This window comes from Stenotrophomonas sp. Pemsol (genome assembly GCF_003586545.1).
Taxonomy (GTDB): Bacteria; Pseudomonadota; Gammaproteobacteria; order Xanthomonadales; family Xanthomonadaceae; genus Stenotrophomonas; species Stenotrophomonas sepilia.
Genome location: NZ_CP025780.1, coordinates 1,734,663 through 1,753,553, shown reverse-complemented (window position 1 = coordinate 1,753,553; position 18,891 = coordinate 1,734,663). Strand labels below are relative to the sequence as shown.

The following is an 18,891-nucleotide window of genomic DNA, read 5'->3' as shown; positions in this document are numbered from 1 at the left end:
GGCCCTGTGGAGCTCCAGGCAGACACGCCCGTTCCGCACTTGCGCGGGTCAGGGTGAAAAACTTCAGGAGCGGCATCCGGTTCATGGGGCGCATTCTAGACCTACCAATCTGGCGCGCAAGTGAATATTGCAAACATAAATAGAACGATGAGACCAGCAAAGATCGGGGTCAGATCCCTTTGCCCCTGGCAAAGGGATCTGACCCCTGGCAGCCCTCACTTGCAGCCGTGCAGCTTGCGCGCCTCGGCCACTGTTGCAGGCTGGTCATCCCCCATCGACATCCAGCCCTTCAACGAAATCGCCGGGTCCACGTGCGGCAGCCGTGGGCCACCATGAATCACGACCTCGACCCAGCTCCCCACCGGCGCCAGCTCGGACAGGCGTGCCGCCTGATCATCTTCGGTGCTGAATGTGTCGTCCGGGCCCGCCGGCGGCGTGGTATTCACGGTTTCCGTCTTACGGGTCCGGACCCGAAGAGCACCATCCGGCAGCCGCTGACTGATCACGTCGTAGCGCTCGATACCGTATGCCCAGCTGTTCTCGCCAACACTGCGGGTCTCGCTACCGTCATCCGCCACGGTCACCACCTCGCCTGCCGGCCCGACAACGCCCGCGACAGCCCCCAAGCCGAACATCAGTGCCTGATAGACGATCATCTGCCGCTGCTCGGTAGTCAGCGCTCCGGCCTTGAGCTTGGCGGCAGGAATCTGCAGGTACGCCGCTTCACTGCACAGCACCAGCACCTGCTGGTCGTCCCAGCTCACGGACATTTCCTCGTTGGCGAAGTACTGCGTCTTCATCGACGTCACTGCGGCACCGTCGCCACTGGAATGCCGGGTTTCGATCAGCGAGGCATTCTCGGCCGCGTTGGTCAGCGAAACCTGGGAGGTCGACGCTGCATGGGCTGCGCAAACGGAAGCAATCATCGCGGCAAGCAGCACGCTGCGGGTAACGGTGCGGAACATGGCATCAGTCCATTGAAGAAAACGAAGCCTCCATGATACCCGGAGCAACCTGGTGGACCTTCGCTCAGGTCACCACCACCAGCGGCACCCCACGACGCGGATGCTCCAGCACCACTACATCCTGCTGGTACACGCGCTGCAGGTTGTCTTCGGTGAGCACCTGCAATGGCGTGCCATCGGCCGCCACCGTGCCCTGCTCCAGCAGCACGATGCGGTCGGCATAGCCTGCGGCCAGATTGAGGTCGTGCAGGACCACGATCACGCACGCACCGGCTTCGGCACAGGCACGCACACTGCGCAGCGTGCGCTCCTGATGGCGCAGATCCAGCGCAGCAGTGGGCTCATCCAGCAGCAGCAATGGCGTGTCCTGTGCCAGCACGCGCGCGAACGTGGTCCGGGCGGACTCACCACCGGACAGCTGCTGCACCTCGCGCAGGCGCAGGGCCTGCAGTTCGGCGGCATCGATGGCAGCTTCCACCTGCGCGTCGTCCACACGCGGATCCGGCGGATGCGGCAACCGTCCCATCGCCACCACTTCTTCCACGCTGAAGGCAAAGCGCACGCCGTGCTCCTGCGGCATTACCGCGCGCTCGCGCGCCAGCGGCCCTGCCTTGTAGCTGGCCAGCGGCCTGCCCAACAGGCTCACCTCGCCCGCATCGGCGCGCAGGTCGCCGGCCGCGACCGCCAACAGCGTGGACTTGCCCGCACCGTTCGGGCCCACCAGCGCGGTCACCGTACCCGGTTCGAACGCCAAGGAAATGCCGTGCAGGATCTCGCGTTGCTGGCGGCGCACCACCACCTCGTGCAGCTTCAACAGCACACTCATGGCACCGCCTTGCGGCGCTGCTGCAGCACCAGCCAGAGGAAGAACGGCGCACCCAGCGCCGCCGAGAACAGGCCCAGCGGAATCTCAGCGGGTGGATCCAGCGTGCGCGCCGCGGTATCCGCCACTACGATCAGCACTGCACCCAGCAGGCCGGACAACGGCAGCAACCAGCGATGGCCGGGACCCACCAGCAGGCGCGCCACGTGCGGCACCACCAGGCCGACGAAGCTGATCGAGCCCGCAAACGCCACCGCCGCCCCCACCAGCAGCGCGCTGAACGCCACCAGTCGGCGCCGCGTGCGGGTCACATCCAGCCCCAGATGCTGGGCCTGGCGCTCGCCCAGCGCCAGCATGTCCAGCGGCGTTGCCAATCGTTGCAATGCGAACACGCCAATCGCAAACAGCGGCACCACCGCCACCACATCGGCCCAGTTGGCACGTGCCAGCGAGCCCATCTGCCAGAACACCAGCGACTGCAGTTCGCTTTCGCTTGCGATATAGGTGAGAAAACCGATCAGCGCCGAACAGAACGCCGCCATCGCGATACCGACCAGCAGCAGCGTCGCATTGCCACTGCCCTTGCCCGGCCGCGCCAGCGCATAGGTCAGGCCGATGGCCAGGGCGCCACCGACGAAGGCGGCAACCGGCACCAGCCAACCGGCGGCACCGGCAGCGCCGAGAACAATGGCAGCCACTGCACCCAGCGCAGCACCCTGGCTGACACCGACGATGCCGGGGTCGGCCAACGGATTGCCGAACAGGCCCTGCAGGCTGGCACCGGCCATCGCCAACGACGCACCGACCATCGCGCCCAACAGGGCACGCGGAATACGCAGCTGCCAGACCACCGCCAGATCGCGGCTGCTGACCGCCTGCGGATCAAGCAGGCCCAGCTTCACCGCCAGCGCCTGCATCACCTCCAGCGGTGGCAACCGCAGCGGGCCCACGGCGAACGACGCCAGCACCGCTCCCAGCAGTGCCAGCAAGGCCACCATCAACATCGCCCGCCCGCGACGGCGGCGCCGATCCGCCGGACTCATGCCTTCGGCAACGCTGCCAGGGCCTTGGCCAGCGCCAGCGCGCCCGCACCAGAACCCACGCTGGTGTACTTCAGCTGCACATCCGGCATCACCCAGACCCGGTTGGCCTGCCCGGCCGGGGTCTGCTTCAGCGTCGGGTACGCCTTCCACAGGCCATCGGCACCGCCGAACAGCTGCAGGTCGTGCTCGGTCACCAGGATCACTTCCGGTGCCGCCGCGACCACGCCCTCGTTGCTCAGCTGCGAGTAGTTCTTCACCCCGGCCTCGGTGCCGATGTTGATGCCGCCGGCCAGGGCGATCAGCTGCGCCGAGGCGCTGTCGGCACCCGCAACGGTGGGCGAGCCGCCAGCGCCGGTCGCCGATACGTGGATCAGTCGTGGCGCATGGCCCAGGCCCTTGCCAATCGCTGCAGCCTCGTCGAGCTGGCGCTGCACCTGCGTGGCCAGTGTTTGCCCCGCTTCGGCCAGCCCTAGTGCCGCAGCGACCTTGCGCACCTTGTCCGGCGCCGGCTGCAGGTCATCGATGACCACCGCCGGCTCGCCCACCTCGCGCAGCTTTTTCGCCAGCTCGGTGTGGCGGCGCAGGCTGTTGCCGAGGAACAGCGAGCCCTGCAGGCTCAGCACGCCTTCCACGCCCGTGGTGCGGTTGAACAGGAACTGGTGCGGGGCAGCCAGGCCGGCCTGGGTGGTGGTGTTGGTTGGCGCAGCGAATACCTGCTTGCCCAGTCCCAGCGCCTCGATCACCGCGATGACGTCGTCACCACCGGCAATGATCCGGCTGGTGTCGGACACTTCAATGTCAGCACCGTCATCGGAATGCACTTTGGCCGGCAGCACGGCCCTCTGTTCATGCACCGCTGGCATCTCGGCACCGGCCACGCGCTGCCAGCCTGCCGGCAACGCGGTTTCGGCAGCAGCTGTTGCGGCAGGCGGCTCGGCAGTCTTGTGGCCATCAGACGGCGTTGACGAGCCACTGCAGGCGGCCAGCGCCAGCGAAACAGCCAACGGAAGCGCACACGGGCGCAGACGGGACGCGATGTTCATGGACGTTCTCCTTGCTGGCAGGGCGACGCGCACGCCGCCCTGCCCTGTGACTTACTGCTTCGGGGTGATGCGGGTGATGCGATCACCCTTCGGATCTTCGGCGCCACGTGACTTGTTCACCGCGAACACGTTGCCCTTGCCGTCGGCACGCACATGGTTCGGAAGGGTGCCGCCATCGAGGTTGGCCACCACCTTGCCGTCGCCGTTCACCACAGTGATCGTACCGGCGCCACGGTTGCTGACATAGGCCAGGCCGGAGGCATCATCGAAGGCGACGTTCAGCGCGCCGGCGCCGACCGGCACGTCATGCAGCACCTTGCCGGAAGCCACATCGACGATCAGCAGGTTGTCGGTGCCCTGCGAGGCCACGTACAGGCGGTTGCGTGCTGCGTCGAAGGCCACGCCAGAGGCGCTGATCGAATTGCCCAGGTCGATGACCTTGTCGACCTTGCCGCTGGCCACATCGATCACCGCCGCTTCCGGCGTGCCGATGCTGACGGTGAACAGCTTGCCGCCCTTCTCGTCCAGCACCAGGCTCATCGGGGTGAACTTGCCATCATCCACGCCGGACTCCAGCGTCACCTGCGGCAGTTCCTTGAACGTCTTCGCATCGAACACCGACAGGTGGTCTTCACCCGTGGCCGAGGCGAACACCTTGCCGTGGGTGCCGTCGACCACCACGTCGCGCGCATGCGGCACGGTGTCGACGGGGAACTGGTGGACCAGCGAGAGGTCCTTCTGGCGGTAGACCGCAATCGAGTTCTGCCGGGTATTGGTGACCCAGACATTGCCATTGGCGTCATCCACGCCCACACCGTAGACCGCATAGACCGCGCCGTTGGTGCTGCCCGGCACCTGCGCCGGGGTGATCGCCTTGATCACCTTCAGCGACTTCGGATCCAGCTTCAGCAGCTGCGACTGGGTCACCGGCGGACGGCCCACCGCCGAGGTCACGAACACGGCATTGCTGGCGGCGCTGTAAGCGGACTGATACAGCCCCGGCACCAGCTTGTTGGACTGGGTGGCGAACTGCGCCTGGCCGGACAGCGGCAGCTGCGGCGACACGCGCAGCTTCAGCACGGTGGCTGCAGCCGGCTGGCTGGCGCGCACCACCACCGGGTGGGTGCCCGGCACCGCGTCGGTCGGAATGCTCAGCTGGGTCTTGAAGTTGCCATCGGCATCGACCACCACCGGCTGTGCGTTGAGCACGCTGTCGCCACGCAGCAGGCTGACCTTCTGGCCCGGCACGAAGCCACGGCCGACCACGTCGGCGGTGCTGCCGGGAACCACGTTCTCACCGCGCGAGACGACCTCACCCTTGAAGGTGGCGTTGGCCGGCTGATCGAACACCGGCTGCGCGGTGGCGGTCACCGCGAGCAAAAGGCCGGCGGCGAGAGAGGTGAGACGGAAAGACGGACGGAACGACATGGCAGGCTCCTTGCACACGTAGGCCGCGCCACGTGGCGCGGGATTCATCGGTTGCCTGGGCCGCTGCACGCCGGCAGCCTCGCCTGGGTAGTGGGGTCGCACGGCATGGCGCGCGAAGGCATTCATTCGGCGGCGCTGTCCCCGCCATTGGGCGCGCCATCGCCGGCGCTGCGGTCGGTCACGCCGTACAACTCATGCAGCGCGGCATGGAACGACGCGGGCAGCATCGGGCCGTGGCCGAGGCCATCGAACTCGCGGTACTGCACGCTCAGGCCCGGCACCTTGCCCAGCCGCTCGGACAACTGCATCGCCGCATCCGGGGTGGCGCCACTGATCCGGCGCAGGTGCGCAACCACGCGCGGGTTGCTCATATCGCGCTTGCCGCGATCACCGACGCGCTCGGCGCCGCCCAGCATCAGCCAGAGCTTGGCCGGCTGGCCGTGCACGTTCTGCACGAACTGCTGCTCCGGATCACCCAGCGCCGCGCCCTGGCTCCACCACAGCGACGGACTGGCTGCCAGATAGGACTGGAACGCGGCAGGTCGCGTGTACAGCGCGTTGAGCACGAACAACCCGCCCAGCGAATGGCCCCACAGCGCCTGCTGCCGCGTATCGATGCGTGCGCGACGCTCGACTTCCGGCTTGATGCGGCGCTCGATCACATCCAGGAAAGCCGCAGCGCCGCCGCCGACGGCCTGGGCCGTGCCGCTCTCGTCGTCGGCACGGTCGATCCACGCGGTGTAGTCGCGGGTACGCGCCCTGGAATCGATGCGCAGGTCGTTGTCGTAGCCGATCAGCACCAGTACCGGCGGTGCCTTGCGCGCAGCCAGCTCGGCCAGCAGCGGCTGGTCCAGCACCATGGCCACGGCATTGCCATCCAGCGCGTACAGCACCGGGGATGGGGTCTTGCCGGCCCTGGCCGGAATCGCCAGGTTCACCCGCCAACGGCGCTGCTGGTCCGGGCTGTCCACCACGAAACGCTCGAAGCGATAGCTGGCCGCCGGCTCGTCCAGCACGGTGTGGCCGATCTTCTGCAGCGGATTACGCTGCTGCGCATGGGCGTAAGGAGTGGCCAGGAGCAGACCCATCATCATGGCAGCCAGGCCGCGGGCCAATGGGCCACGGCGCGAAGGCAGGACGAAAAGCTTCATCAGTGGCGGCAGGAGCGGCCAAGGCCGCCGGTTCTCAGGGGACCGCAGTCTACCTTAAACGCGAATGATTATCACATCGATCAAACGTCACACTGTGTATCACGCGCGCGATGCATTCATTTTCCCGGTTGCGCCGGAAACACCGGATCCACTACTTTGCCGGGCAGCGGGGCGCAGGAGCGCCCTTCCCTCGCAGGGCTGCGGATGGATGGGCAATCGAGTCGCCGGCCGCGCCCTGTCCTTTGCCAAACCCATCCACGCATGGCGTGGATCTACTGACCACCATCCACGGGAATGAATCCCGTGACTGCGAGAACACCTTGAAGCGCACCGCCTTGATCGCCCTTTCCCTCGGCCTGCTTGCACCGCTGGCCGCCCATGCCGCACAGGATCTGCCAACGCTCTACCAGGCCTTTGAAGAGGCCGGCAATTCGTCACTGGGCATGGAAGAACTCAACCAGACGGTGACATTCACTGCCGTTGCCCTGGGCGTCTCCAGCAACCTGGCGGGCGAGCCGCTGATCGAGGCCGGCGACGACCAGGGCAATGTCCTGGCCCGGCTGACCAGCGACGACGAGCACCAGGCGGCCAAGCTGGGCGCGCTGGAAGAAGGCGCGACTTTCACCGCAAGCTGCACGCTGCAGTTCAGCTCGGGAACGGACTACCTTTCCTTCGGCGACTGCAGCATCAAGTAAGAAAGAAGCCGGCGAAACGCCGGCTTCGTTTTCCCGCCCTGTAGAAGTCGAGCCATGCTCGACTCACGCAGTCTCACGGCCCCGCAGGCACCGGGCCGTAGACGTTCTCCTGCGGTGTACCTGGCAGCAGCGCGAACACGAAGATCACCAGGCCACCGAACGGAACGAAGGCCAGCAGGTACATCCAGCCCGACTGGTTGCAGTCGTGCAGTCGGCGCACGGTGACGGCGATGACCGGCACGAACGTGGCCAGCCAGAACACGACGAACAGGATGATCGACGCGATGCCCAGCACGTCGGACTGCATCACCAGCCCGGCGATGAGCGGCACCATCAGCACGGCGGAGACGATCAACAGGAACAGCTGGAACATCCAGTACTCGCGACGGTTGGCACGACCCTCGAACTGGGCATAACGCTTCAACGGCAGAATCATTTCCTGCACGGCATCAATCCTTGAAAAAGCAGCCGCGCAGTGTGCCGAAGGAGCGCCCGCAGGACAATGTGGTGACGAAGCACACTCGACTGCCATTACCCCTGTAGCGCCGAGCCATGCCCGGCTGCTGCTTCCGCAGGTGCTGCTGGGTCGGTCCAGAGCGGAGTCGAGCATCGCTCGATGCTACATAAGCCAGCTCAACGGCCGTTCGCGGCCCTCGCCGCCTCACGTTCGGCGCGCAGCCGATCAAGCTTTTCCTTCAGCTTGATCTCCAGGCCCCGCGGCACCGGGTTGTAGTACACCCGTTCGCCCATCGCATCCGGGAAACCGGTCTGGTCCAGCGCGATGCCCCCCTCGGCATCGTGGTCGTACTGGTATTCGGCGCCATAGCCCAGCTCCTTCATCAGCCTGGTTGGCGCATTGCGCAGGTGCAATGGCACCTCTTCGGTACCGCTCTGGCGCACGTCGGCCTTGGCCTGGTTGAACGCCGCATAGCCCGCGTTCGACTTGGCGGTGCTGGCCAGGTACAGCACCAGCTGGGCGAACGCGAGCTCGCCTTCCGGGCTGCCGAGCCGCTCGTAGATGTCCCAGGCTTCCAGCGCCATGCTCTGCGCGCGCGGATCGGCCAGGCCGATGTCCTCGATCGCCATGCGGGTCAGTCGACGTGCCAGGTAGGATGGATCGCAACCGCCATCGAGCATGCGGGTCAGCCAGTACAGCGCGGCATCCGGATTGGAACTGCGTACCGACTTGTGCAGCGCTGAGATCTGGTCGTAGAACTGCTCGCCGCCCTTGTCGAAGCGGCGGGTACGATCGGCCAGCACCTGGGTCAGGGTCTGCGGGGTGATGCGACCGCCCTCCCCACCCGCCAGTTCGGCGGCGATTTCAAGAAGGGTCAGTGCGCGGCGCACGTCACCATCAGCGGCAGTGGCGATTTCCAGCAGCAGCTCGGGCGCAACCTCGATACCCTCCTCGCCCAGGCCGCGTTCGCGGTCGCCCAGCGCGCGTTCCAGCGCCTCGACGATATCGGTTGGCGATACCGCTTCCAGCACATGTACGCGGCAACGCGACAGCAGCGCCGAGTTCAGCTCGAACGACGGATTCTCGGTGGTGGCACCGACGAACAGGATCGTGCCACGCTCGATGTGCGGCAGGAAGGCATCCTGCTGCGCCTTGTTGAAGCGATGCACCTCGTCCACGAACAGCACGGTGCGCCGGCCTTCGGCGAATCGTTGCGCAGCCTCGGCCAGCACCTGGCGCACTTCCGGCAAGCCGGACAGCACGGCAGAGATGGCACGGAACTCGGCATCGGAGTACTCGGCCAGCAGCAGTGACAGCGTGGTCTTGCCGCAGCCCGGCGGGCCCCACAGGATCATCGAATGCACGCGCCCGGATTCGACCGCGCGACGCAGCGCGCTGTCCGGCGCCAGCAGGCGCTTCTGCCCGACCATTTCGTCGAGGGTGCGCGGGCGCATGCGCTCGGCCAGCGGGCGCAGATGTTCCCGATCAACGCTCAGCAGATCGGGGCCGGGGAAGGAAGTTGAACGATGTCTTGCCACCCACTCATTGTACCGCGACAGGGTGACGACGATTCCGGTAGTGCCGGCCGCTGGCCGGCAACCCCAGAATCTGTCGGAAATGAGCCGTAGCTGCGCAAGCACCTCGTCGATAAGTCACTGATTCAACAGGAATCCATACTGGGCAGTTCCGCCTACTGTTTCCAGCGACTGAAAATTCGAGAGACCCAGCCATCCAGGACCCAAGCGTGCGCGATCCCGAATCCAATCTCCTTGAGTTCATTGCTGGCTGCGCTGTCGACGAGGACATCTACTATCTGGCTGCCGCCCTTGGCCCCGGGCATGACTACTACGACCCGGATCCCGGCCCACCCACCCGCATGTTCGTCTTTGGCCGCACCCCCAAAGAGGAGTGGTTCTACCATGACCTGCAGGACTTCCAGGTCATGTCCACAGAGCTTGTCCCAGAGGAAGAAGGCGGTCGCCCCCGTCGTGTGCTTGCGCTGGATTTCTATGGGCAGCTGGAAGATTACTCCCGTGCTGGGGCCACGATCGAGTACGTCTCGGCTGAAGGCGCCGACTTCCCCGGAGGTCTTACCCGTTTGCGACTGCTGGGCGACGCCCTTTTCTGCGCGGGCACAAGAGGACAGATCCATCATCGGGGCGACGGCGGATGGCGGCAGCTTCCAACCCAATTCGCGACTGCCTTCTGCGAGGAGGACGAAGACGAGTCGGATCTGGACGACTTCGACAGTTGGCTCGAAGATGTCGGCCACCTGCTCGAACTGGGCGATGCTCCCGCACTTCCTCGAGATCCGATGGAACGCGACGCAGAGCTTCGCCGGAGATTCGCCGATTGGCGCGCCCACATGACCCATGTGCGGGAGGATGAAGGATTCAACCGGCTACTCGCTGAGTTTCGCGTGGGCAGCGTGAACGACCTCTGCGGAACGGGCTTTGCTGACCTCTACGCAATCGGCTCCCAAGGCCTTATTGCGCACTGGGATGGCTCGAGCTGGACCGCGCCCGAACAAGTCACTACTGCGGAGCTGTTTCATGCTTGCAGGACCGACCAGGGCCGACTCGTCTTTGTAGGCATGCACGGCACCATCGTTACGGGCGACATCTCCACTGGATTCGAGTGCTTGCACCACGACGTGAGCGAAGGCATCAACTTCAACTCTGCGTGCCAGTACAAGCAACAGCTTTACATCGGCTCGGAGAATGGCGGCCTCTACGTCTACAGTCTAGAAACCGGCGTAGTTGAACCGTTGCTGGAAGGCATCCCCGAAGAACTGAGAGACGCAACAATTGTTGATATCAGTTCCGTCGGTAGCGTGCTGTGGGTGCTGACGCCCTGGGACCTGATTCGATTTGATGGCACCGCGTGGCAAGTGATCGTTCATCCGGACAACGGATGAGCCGGCCGCTGGCCGGCAGATCTCAAGCGTGCCAACCAACGATTGACACCCACCGGAGCAGGTAGCGCCGGGTCATGCCCGGCATCCTCGATCAATTACCGATGACGTCCGTGCCCTTCGGCGGGGTGAAGCTGAAGGTGCCGGCGGCGAAGCCCGGATTGCGCTTCCAGCCACTGAAGCTGATCACGGTGCGCTGTCCGACCGCGTCGGTGATCTCCATCTTGGCCAGGCCCTGGGCATTGAAGCCCAGCGCGGCGTACTGGAAGCTGGCTTCGGTCTCGCGCTTCGGCGACAGCGACAGCCATTGCAGGCCATCACGCTGCGCAGCCTCTTCACTGACGTCGTACTGCTGTTCCAGCAGCGCCGGGTTGATCAGCGCAGTCAGCGGGCTGTTCTGCTCTTCCTTGCCCTGCTCGCGCACGGTGACCTGCTCCAGGTCCGGCTCGTACATCCAGACTTTTTTACCGTCGGCCACGATCAGCTGTTCGTGCGGGCGCACGTATTCCCAGCGGAACAGGCGCGGCGCCGACAGGGCCACCCGGCCACTGGTCGATTCCTTCACCTTGCCGCGGCTGTCGAACACCTGCTGGCTGAACTGGCCATCCAGGCCCTTCAGGCCACTGGTGAAGGTCTTCAGGTCATCGCGGGCACCGGCCCAGGCACTGCCGGCAGCGGCACAGGCGACGGCCAGGGTAGTCGTGGCAAGGAAATGGCGGAAGCGGAAGTTCATGCGGAAATCCTGTGGGCGCGGGCGCCAGGAAAGGTGGTTGCCAGTGTGCCCGGGAGAAGATGAATGGGCGATCAGGGCGACATTATGCCGCCCTGAACGTCCATCGGCGATTCAGCCGCCAGATGCCGGCAGCTTGCCGTACAGCACCTGGCCGCGGAAGCCGCGACGCACTTCGCGGTACAGCGCGCGGAACGCCGGATAGTCCTGCGGCTGGCACAGCGCCTCCGGCCCACGCACCGCGTTCTGCTGCAAGCGGTGGTGCACGATCACCTCCTGGCCCTCGCGGCTCCAGTCCACCCGGTATTCGCCAGCGGCATTGGTAAAGCGCTGGCTGGCCGGAATGGCGATGATCGGCGCATTGGCCGGGAACTGCAGGCGATAGGTTTCCTCGCGCAGGCTGGCATTGCAGTAGAACGGCGTCTCGTTGGCCGGCGCCGAGGCGGTGGCGTACAAGCCACGCACCGACTCGCCACCCGGCGGGTCCGGCACGGCCATGCCGCCGGCCACGCTGAAGTCGGCGTAGTCCTCGGCCTGGAAGGCCATGCGGTAGCCGAACGGCCGGGTCAGGTCGACCGGTACGCCCTGGATCTGCAGCTGCCCTCGCCCATCGAAACCTGAGGCGGCCATGATCTGCTCCTCAGCGCGCGCACGGTTCTGCGCGTTGAGCTGTGAGAACTGCGCGCGCATGCCGATCTCGGCGTTCTCGCCCAGCTTCGGAATCGTTTCGCCGCGCAGGTTGCCGTTGGCATCAAACGTAAAACGCACTTCCATCGACGTCGCATTGCGCTCCGGCGTATTGGCCGGGGTACGCGCCAGCGTAGCGTCCCGGGTACGCATCACCGGCGCACCCAGGTCACCTTCCGGCAGCTGCCCGAAGCGTGCCCACGCGGTGGTCGAATCCAGGTAAAGATCAAACTCGGGGATATAGGTGATGGCGTGGTTGAAGCGGCCCAGCACCGGAATCTTCGGCAGCGTCGGGCCGCCCCCCGCACCGATCAGCACCGGCGAGCTGGCGATACCCTTGGCCGCCAGCAGCGCCTCGAGGATCGTCACGTGGTCCTTGCAGTCACCATAGTGATTGTCGAGGATGCTCTGCGCGCTGTTCGGCTCCAGGCCGCCGTTGCCCAGGTACACCGCCACATAGCGGATGTTCTGCGCGACCCAGCGATACAGCGCATCAGCCTGTTCGCGGCGGTCGCTGATGCCGGCGGTGATCTCATCAGCGAGCGCCTGCAGCGCCGGGGTCACCTGGGCCGCCGGGCCCGCCTTGAGCTGGTAGGCGCGCCCCATCTGCGACCAGTCACGATACGTGCTGGCCATGATGTTCGGGCCGAACTCCCAGCCCGCCGCCGACCAGTTCTGCGCCGGCATCGCCTCGCGGCGCTGGTAGCGCCAGCGCCATTGCGCCTGGCCATTCTTCACTGTCGGCCGGTCACTGCCCTGCACGCCGCGGCTGTCGACGAACATCGGCAGGTTGGCCGGCGCACTCAGGGTGACCTCGGCGTCCTCGTACTCGGTGAAGACGTTGAAGGTCTCCCACAGGCCGAAATAGCCCGGGAAGTACGGCGTAGCCTGGGTGCGACGTACCTGGTAGTACAGGCGCGTGCCCGGGGCCAGGTTCGGGAACACGATCACCCGCACCTTGCGGTCGGCATACATCGCCGCCGAGGCGCTGGAGTAGCTTTCCTGGGTGTAGATGCGGTCGGCCGGCACGTCGCGGCGCTGGCCGTCGGCGGTGATGGTGTAGGCGCCAAGCACCTCCAGCGTTTCCATCTTCTCGCTGTAGCTCAGCCGCACCTGGCTGAACTGCTCGACCGAGGCCTTGGTCTTGAGCAGGACTTCGTAGGTTTCGGTCTGCACATTGCCCGCATCGGGCCGCACCTGGTAGTCGGCGCGGTAACGGACAATGCTGAAATTATTGCTGGCTTCGGTATCGCCGCTGGTGGAAGGCGGCGCCGTGGCGGGCGCGGAGGTGGCGGTTTCTGCCAGTGCCGGGCCGGCAGCCATCAGGGCAGCCAGCGCCAGCGCCAACGCGCTTGGTACGGGGTGAAGCATGCGTCGGTTCCTTGGACGTCGTGGGGGATACGTCGGGTCTTACTTCGGCGGCGGCGGTGCCAGCACCGTGCGGTCGCCGTTGTGCTCGGGCGGGCTGACCACGCCGGCCGCTTCCATGGCCTCGATCAGTCGCGCTGCACGGTTGTAGCCGATCTTCAGCCGGCGCTGCACGCCGGAAATCGAGGCACGGCGGGTCTCGGTGACCACCCGCAGCGCTTCGTCATACAGCGGGTCGGACTCGTCGCCGGCCGCACTGGTCTCGGGCAGGCCAGTGGCGCCGACGACCACGCCGTCGCCCATCGTCTGCACTTCGTCCAGCACGCCGTCGACATAGTCGGCCGGGCCCATCGCCTTGAGGTGCTCGACCACGCGATGTACTTCGTCGTCGGACACGAACGCACCATGCACGCGCTCGGGCAGCGCAGTACCCGGCGGCAGGTACAGCATGTCGCCGTGGCCCAGCAGGGTCTCCGCGCCAGACTGGTCGAGAATGGTGCGCGAGTCGATCTTGGAGCTGACCTGGAAGGCGATGCGGGTCGGGATGTTGGCCTTGATCAGGCCGGTGATCACATCGACCGACGGGCGCTGCGTGGCCAGGATCAGGTGGATGCCAGCCGCACGCGCCTTCTGTGCCAGGCGCGCGATCAGCTCTTCCACCTTCTTGCCGACGATCATCATCATGTCGGCGAATTCGTCGATGAAGATGACGATGAACGGCAGCGTTTCCAGCGGACGCGGCGCCTCGCCCAGCTCCGGGTTCGGCTTGAACAGCGGATCCATCAGCGGCTGGCCGGCGTCCTGGGCTTCCTTCACCTTCTTGTTGAAGCCAGCCAGGTTGCGCACACCCACCGCGCTCATCAGCTTGTAGCGGCGCTCCATCTCGGCCACGCACCAGCGCAGGCCGTTGGCGGCCTCCTTCATGTCGGTAACCACCGGCGCCAGCAGGTGCGGAATGCCTTGATAGACGCTCAGCTCGAGCATCTTCGGGTCGATCATCAGCATCCGCAGGTCTTTCGGCGACGCCTTGAACAGCAGGCTCAACACCATCGCGTTGACCGCCACCGACTTGCCCGAACCGGTCGTACCGGCCACCAGCAGGTGCGGCATGCGCGCCAGGTCGGCCACGGTCGGGCGGCCGGCGATGTCCTTGCCCAGCGCCAGGGTCAGCACGCTGGCCGATTTGTCATATTCCTTCGAGCGCAGCAGCTCGGACAGGAAGATCATCTCGCGGGTGACGTTGGGAATTTCCAGGCCGATCACCGACTTGCCCGGGATGACGTCGACCACGCGCACCGACTTCACCGACAGGCCGCGCGCGATGTCCTTGTCCAGCGAACTGATCTGGCTGACCTTGATGCCCGGTGCCGGCTCGATCTCGAAGCGGGTGATGACCGGGCCTGGGTTGGCGCCGACCACCTGCGCATCGATGCGGAAGTCCTTCAGCTTGAACTCGATCTGCCGCGACAGCGTTTCCAGCGTTTCTTCGTCGTAGCCCTTCGGCTGCGGCTTGGGATCATCCAGCAGCGCCAGCGGCGGCAGGTCGGAACCATCGCCGTTGACGCCACGGAACATCGGAATCTGGGTATCGCGCTTGGCGCGATCACTCTTCTCGATCACCGGCTCAGGGCGCGGTTCGATCTTTACCGGCTCGCGCTTGGCGCGCACCTCGGCGTCGGCCTTGCGCACTTCCTGGCGCTCCTCGCGCATCACCCGGGTCTGCTTCCACTCGCTGACTTCTTCCTTCTTGCGCTCCAGCAGCGGTGCCAGCGACATTACGCCACGGCCGATCTTCTCCATCACCGTGAACCAGGACAGCCCGGTGGCCAGGGTGATCGAGGCCAGCAGCAATACCAGCACGAACAGGTTCGCGCCCAGCGCACCGAAGCCCACCGTGAGCGAATTGCCCACCAGCTTGCCGAGAATGCCGCCGGCACTGGCGACATCGCCACTGAACAGGCGCACGTGCAGGAAGCCCGTGCCGGCGATCAGGAAACCGACCAGACCGACCAGGCGCAGCGCCGGGTCCAGATCGTTCTCGCCCTTGCTCTCGCGCTTGAGGCCGAACATGGCGATCCACGCCAGTGCGCCGAGCACCACCGGCAACAGGAAAGCGATGTAGCCGAACAGCTGCAGCAGCACGTCGGCAATCCAGGCCCCGGCGCGGCCGCCGAGGTTATGCACCGGCGCGACCACGCTGCCGGTATGCGACCAGCCCGGATCCGTGGCTGAATAGGTGAACAGACTGGCCGCCAGGTACAGCAGGGCCGGCGCGATGGCGATCAGGCCCAGATCGCGCCAGAGGCGCTGGCGGCGTGGATTGTCGGTCGTCGCCGCCGCGGCCGTGCGACGTGACGCCTTGCTGTCGTCCGACTTGGAGCGTTCAGGGACCTGCTTCGCCACCTTAGACCATACCTTTGGAATGCGCTGTTAGTGATTGATAATAAATGAGACGGCGTCAGTTTTCAGTTATGCGACGTCGGGCAAGGCAATCCGAGGCCCGGAACCACCGCTGGATGACGGCGTTCTGTTCATCGGCTTGAATCACCCTGCCCCAGCCGCCACTCTATGAGCAGCCATGGATGCTGCGCAAACATCGCCAGCGCCTTGTCCCATCTACCTTTTCGCGAGTTTACATGAGCACCAGCCTGCCCTCCCGCCACCAGCGCCTCGTCATCCTCGGTTCCGGCCCGGCCGGTTGGACCGCCGCCGTCTACGCCGCCCGTGCCAACCTGAAGCCGGTCGTCATCACCGGCCTGCAGCAGGGTGGCCAGCTGATGACCACCACCGAGGTGGACAACTGGCCGGGTGACGCCCACGGCCTGATGGGCCCGGACCTGATGGCGCGCATGCAGGCGCACGCCGAGCGCTTCGAGACCGAGGTCATCTTCGACCATATCCACACCGCCGACCTGTCGCAGCGCCCGTTCAAGCTGATCGGCGACAGTCACGAGTACACCTGCGACGCGCTGATCATCGCCACTGGCGCCACCGCCAAATACCTGGGCATCCCGACCGAAGAGACCTTCAAGGGCCGCGGCGTCTCCGCCTGCGCCACCTGTGACGGCTTCTTCTACCGCGACCAGGACGTGGTCGTGGTCGGTGGCGGCAACACCGCCGTGGAAGAGGCGCTGTACCTGTCCAACATCGCCCGCAAGGTCTACCTGGTCCACCGCCGCGACACCCTGAAGGCGGAGAAGATCATGCAGGACAAGCTGTTCAGGAAGGTCGCCGAAGGCAAGATCGAGACCGTCTGGCACCACCAGGTGGAGGAAGTGCTGGGCAACGATGCCGGCGTGACCGGCGTTCGCGTGAAGTCCACCCTGGACGGCAGCACCCGCGACATCGACGCACACGGTTTCTTCGTGGCCATCGGCCACCATCCGAACACGACCTTGTTCGACGGCCAGCTGGCGATGAACAACGGCTACCTGGAAATCCGCTCGGGCCTGGGCGGCAACGCCACCCAGACCTCGGTGGAAGGCGTGTTCGCCGCCGGCGACGTAGCCGACCAGCACTACCGCCAGGCGATCACCTCGGCCGGCTTCGGCTGCATGGCCGCACTGGACGCCGAGCGCTACCTGGACGCGCAGGGCAAGGCCAGCTGAGAGGCTGACCCGCTCCTGCAGGGTCGAGCCACACCCGACTCCGGATGATAGGCCGACGCCAGTGCGTCGGCCTTTCTGTTTCATCTGCCCTATCCTTCCCCCATGCCTTCCCCCCGCTTTCTCGACTCCCTGCAGTCCATCGCCGCGACCGACTGGGATGCCCTGCACGACGGCCGCAACCCCTTCGTCAGCCATGCCTTCCTTTCCGGGCTTGAACAGCACGGCTGCCTGCGCGAGGACTGGGGCTGGCAGCCCCGGCACTTCACGCTGTGGGAGGGCGAGCGCCTGATCGGCGCCATTCCGGGCTACCTGAAGACCAACTCCCACGGCGAATTCGTGTTCGACCATGCCTGGGCCAACGCCTATGCCCGCCATGGCCGCGACTACTACCCGAAGTGGCTGGGCGCGGTGCCGTACTCGCCGGTCACCGGGCCGCGCCTGCTGGCCCGTCACGATTCAGATCGCACCGCGTTGCTTTCGGTGTTGCGTGATGCACTGCCAGCACTGGAGGTGTCATCGGCCCATATCAATTTCCACACCGCAGCGGACGAGGCGCTGTTCGGCGATGACTGGCTGCTGCGCGAGGACGTGCAGTTCCAGTGGCAGAACCCGGGTGACTGGGCGACATTCGACCAGTTCCTCGGCGCGATGAACCACAAGCACCGCAAGAACATCCGCCAGGAACGGACCAAGGTCACCCGCCAGGGCATCACGTTCCGCGTGGTGCATGGCGACGAGGCCAGCCGCGCCGACCTGCAGGCGATGTATCGCTTCTACCTGCAGACCTTCCTTGAGTACGGCAATGCCCCGGCGCTGACCGAGGCTTTCCTGCGCCATCTGGCCATTTCATTGGGTCGTGGGCTGGTGCTGTTCCTGGCCGAGCAGGAAGGCCAGCCAATCGCCGGCGCACTTTGCCTGCGCGGTGGTGACACGCTGTACGGTCGCTACTGGGGTGGCGCCACATTGCCCGGCCTGCATTTCGAAGCCTGCTACTACCAGGGCATCGAATACTGCCTGCGCGAAGGGCTGAGCCGTTTCGAGCCGGGCGCACAGGGCGAGCACAAACTGGCGCGAGGCTTCCTGCCGACGCTGGTACGCAGCCGGCACTGGGTGGCCGACGCGGATTTCGCCGAGGCGTTGCAGGAGTGGTGCCGGCAGGAGCGGCGCGATGTGCGGCGGTACCAGCAGGCGTTGCAGGGGCATGGACCGTTCCGAGGAGAGACCTCACAAGGCACTGCCCGCTTGTAACTCAAGGGTGGCGCGCGCCTAGATGATTTTGATATGCGGCCAGATGGCACCATCGATGTCGATGAACTCCACACCCTTGAGCCCTTCACCTGCAGCCTGTCGAAACTCCTCAGAGCAGATCAATGTATGACTGCTCCCCGACATCCCCTTGAATCGAAAAATAGGCTCGACAAAGCCCTCCCTGACGACAAGTTTCTTCACTCGATGGATGTGGCCGTACGTCCTGTCCCGAACTAGAAGTGACTCAGCTGCCGCAACGTCAAGAACGTCAAGCTCCTTGAAGATCACAGCGTTGTAGCCGAACTGCACCAAGTCAACACCGCGCTTCGATCGCACCGTAAGAGGCGACTGATCGACGACTCCTGCCCCTGCGTTGCGAGTGATCTCCATGAATTGATCACTCGCAAAGTACGCACCATTACTAGCGCTACAGATGTCAAACCTCCACCGAGGATCCCAGTTCACCGCGATCATTCCAGGCTGAAAGACTGGGGCGTATTCCCCCTCCCTTCTCCTATGCCATAAGGGACGTTTGCAGTTCGCATGGTCGGCATAGTAGTGATCGCAGAGGTGCGGGTGTCCCTTATCAACGATGAAGGCTTCCACGTACCCGGGACAGCCCGGCTCCTTGACGTGAGACATTGCAAAGAACTTCATCAAACAACCTGGGACTGGATGTAACCCTCAGCCTGACGAACACCTCTCACTTCTTCAATAGGATTTCTTGCATA

Annotated in this window: 16 protein-coding genes; 4 read left to right on the top strand and 12 right to left on the bottom strand. The window is 65.3% G+C overall.

The features are described 5' to 3' along the window. Positions 1-215 precede the first annotated feature (215 nt). From PEM_RS08125 to PEM_RS08100, 6 genes are all read right to left on the bottom strand, one after another. Positions 216-965 (bottom strand): hypothetical protein, encoded by a 750-nt coding sequence (locus tag PEM_RS08125; protein WP_111127686.1) that lies wholly within the window; start codon positions 963-965, stop codon positions 216-218. A gap of 64 nt (positions 966-1,029) precedes the next feature. Further along, positions 1,030-1,791, bottom strand: a complete 762-nt coding sequence (locus PEM_RS08120; RefSeq protein ID WP_111127688.1) for a heme ABC transporter ATP-binding protein — start codon at positions 1,789-1,791, stop codon at positions 1,030-1,032. Beyond that, positions 1,788-2,831, bottom strand: a complete 1,044-nt coding sequence (locus PEM_RS08115) for an iron ABC transporter permease (protein WP_072166990.1) — start codon at positions 2,829-2,831, stop codon at positions 1,788-1,790. The genes PEM_RS08120 and PEM_RS08115 overlap by 4 nt, the downstream gene beginning before the upstream one ends. After that, a complete protein-coding gene (locus PEM_RS08110; RefSeq protein WP_065178574.1) occupies positions 2,828-3,874 on the bottom strand; it encodes an ABC transporter substrate-binding protein in 1,047 nt (348 codons plus the stop codon). Before PEM_RS08110 ends, PEM_RS08115 begins: the two co-directional genes overlap by 4 nt. Before the next feature lie 51 nt (positions 3,875-3,925). Then, a complete protein-coding gene (locus PEM_RS08105; protein WP_111127690.1) occupies positions 3,926-5,302 on the bottom strand; it encodes a YncE family protein in 1,377 nt (458 codons plus the stop codon). Between the two features lie 122 nt (positions 5,303-5,424). Continuing rightward, positions 5,425-6,453, bottom strand: a complete 1,029-nt coding sequence (locus PEM_RS08100; protein WP_095378005.1) for an alpha/beta hydrolase-fold protein — start codon at positions 6,451-6,453, stop codon at positions 5,425-5,427. Between the two features lie 320 nt (positions 6,454-6,773). Here PEM_RS08100 and PEM_RS08095 point away from each other — a divergent pair, with 320 nt between their 5' ends. Beyond that, the gene (locus PEM_RS08095) at positions 6,774-7,148 is read left to right on the top strand and encodes a hypothetical protein (RefSeq protein WP_005416493.1); all 375 of its coding nucleotides are present in this window, start codon (positions 6,774-6,776) and stop codon (positions 7,146-7,148) included. Between the two features lie 73 nt (positions 7,149-7,221). Here PEM_RS08095 and PEM_RS08090 read toward each other — a convergent pair whose 3' ends face one another. Both PEM_RS08090 and PEM_RS08085 read right to left on the bottom strand, forming a co-directional pair. Continuing rightward, positions 7,222-7,593, bottom strand: a complete 372-nt coding sequence (locus PEM_RS08090; RefSeq protein WP_026346975.1) for a DUF805 domain-containing protein — start codon at positions 7,591-7,593, stop codon at positions 7,222-7,224. 188 nt (positions 7,594-7,781) lie between these two features. Next, positions 7,782-9,059 carry a replication-associated recombination protein A gene (locus PEM_RS08085; RefSeq protein ID WP_240431598.1) on the bottom strand — a complete coding sequence of 426 codons (1,278 nt, stop codon included), beginning with the start codon at positions 9,057-9,059 and terminating at the stop codon, positions 7,782-7,784. Positions 9,060-9,349: 290 nt separating this feature from the next. Between PEM_RS08085 and PEM_RS08080 the strand changes: the two genes are divergently transcribed. Then, positions 9,350-10,522 carry a hypothetical protein gene (locus tag PEM_RS08080; RefSeq protein WP_111127694.1) on the top strand — a complete coding sequence of 391 codons (1,173 nt, stop codon included), beginning with the start codon at positions 9,350-9,352 and terminating at the stop codon, positions 10,520-10,522. A 91-nt stretch (positions 10,523-10,613) separates the two neighbouring features. Here PEM_RS08080 and lolA read toward each other — a convergent pair whose 3' ends face one another. From lolA to PEM_RS08065, 3 genes are all read right to left on the bottom strand, one after another. Then, positions 10,614-11,252 carry an outer membrane lipoprotein chaperone LolA gene (gene lolA / locus PEM_RS08075; protein ID WP_111127699.1) on the bottom strand — a complete coding sequence of 213 codons (639 nt, stop codon included), beginning with the start codon at positions 11,250-11,252 and terminating at the stop codon, positions 10,614-10,616. A 111-nt stretch (positions 11,253-11,363) separates the two neighbouring features. Continuing rightward, entirely contained in the window at positions 11,364-13,307 is a 1,944-nt protein-coding gene (locus PEM_RS08070; protein ID WP_111127701.1) for a DUF3857 domain-containing protein, read from the bottom strand. Positions 13,308-13,346: 39 nt separating this feature from the next. Next, positions 13,347-15,707, bottom strand: coding sequence for a DNA translocase FtsK (locus tag PEM_RS08065; RefSeq protein WP_005416487.1), 2,361 nt, complete (start codon positions 15,705-15,707; stop codon positions 13,347-13,349). Positions 15,708-15,940: 233 nt separating this feature from the next. Between PEM_RS08065 and trxB the strand changes: the two genes are divergently transcribed. Together trxB and PEM_RS08055 are read left to right on the top strand one after the other, a co-directional pair. Then, on the top strand, positions 15,941-16,912 hold the full coding sequence (trxB, locus tag PEM_RS08060; RefSeq protein ID WP_005416486.1) for a thioredoxin-disulfide reductase: 972 nt from the start codon (positions 15,941-15,943) through the stop codon (positions 16,910-16,912). Positions 16,913-17,014: 102 nt separating this feature from the next. Continuing rightward, positions 17,015-18,160 (top strand): GNAT family N-acetyltransferase, encoded by a 1,146-nt coding sequence (locus PEM_RS08055; RefSeq protein WP_095378003.1) that lies wholly within the window; start codon positions 17,015-17,017, stop codon positions 18,158-18,160. An 18-nt stretch (positions 18,161-18,178) separates the two neighbouring features. Here the strand turns inward: PEM_RS08055 and PEM_RS08050 are convergent, their stop codons facing one another. After that, positions 18,179-18,817, bottom strand: coding sequence for a hypothetical protein (locus PEM_RS08050; RefSeq protein ID WP_111127703.1), 639 nt, complete (start codon positions 18,815-18,817; stop codon positions 18,179-18,181). Positions 18,818-18,891: the final 74 nt, after the last annotated feature.

Bases quoted from the DNA above. Each gene is read 5' to 3' on its own strand.
- PEM_RS08055 (WP_095378003.1), top strand. From the start codon at position 17,015: ATGCCTTCCCCCCGCTTTCTCGACTCCCTGCAGTCCATCGCCGCGACC.
- PEM_RS08120 (WP_111127688.1), bottom strand. From the start codon at position 1,791: ATGAGTGTGCTGTTGAAGCTGCACGAGGTGGTGGTGCGCCGCCAGCAA.
- PEM_RS08085 (WP_240431598.1), bottom strand. From the start codon at position 9,059: ATGCGCCCGCGCACCCTCGACGAAATGGTCGGGCAGAAGCGCCTGCTG.
- PEM_RS08100 (WP_095378005.1), bottom strand. From the start codon at position 6,453: ATGAAGCTTTTCGTCCTGCCTTCGCGCCGTGGCCCATTGGCCCGCGGC.
- PEM_RS08070 (WP_111127701.1), bottom strand. From the start codon at position 13,307: ATGCTTCACCCCGTACCAAGCGCGTTGGCGCTGGCGCTGGCTGCCCTG.
- trxB (WP_005416486.1), top strand. From the start codon at position 15,941: ATGAGCACCAGCCTGCCCTCCCGCCACCAGCGCCTCGTCATCCTCGGT.
- PEM_RS08115 (WP_072166990.1), bottom strand. From the start codon at position 2,831: ATGAGTCCGGCGGATCGGCGCCGCCGTCGCGGGCGGGCGATGTTGATG.
- PEM_RS08110 (WP_065178574.1), bottom strand. From the start codon at position 3,874: ATGAACATCGCGTCCCGTCTGCGCCCGTGTGCGCTTCCGTTGGCTGTT.
- lolA (WP_111127699.1), bottom strand. From the start codon at position 11,252: ATGAACTTCCGCTTCCGCCATTTCCTTGCCACGACTACCCTGGCCGTC.
- PEM_RS08050 (WP_111127703.1), bottom strand. From the start codon at position 18,817: ATGAAGTTCTTTGCAATGTCTCACGTCAAGGAGCCGGGCTGTCCCGGG.
- PEM_RS08125 (WP_111127686.1), bottom strand. From the start codon at position 965: ATGTTCCGCACCGTTACCCGCAGCGTGCTGCTTGCCGCGATGATTGCT.
- PEM_RS08105 (WP_111127690.1), bottom strand. From the start codon at position 5,302: ATGTCGTTCCGTCCGTCTTTCCGTCTCACCTCTCTCGCCGCCGGCCTT.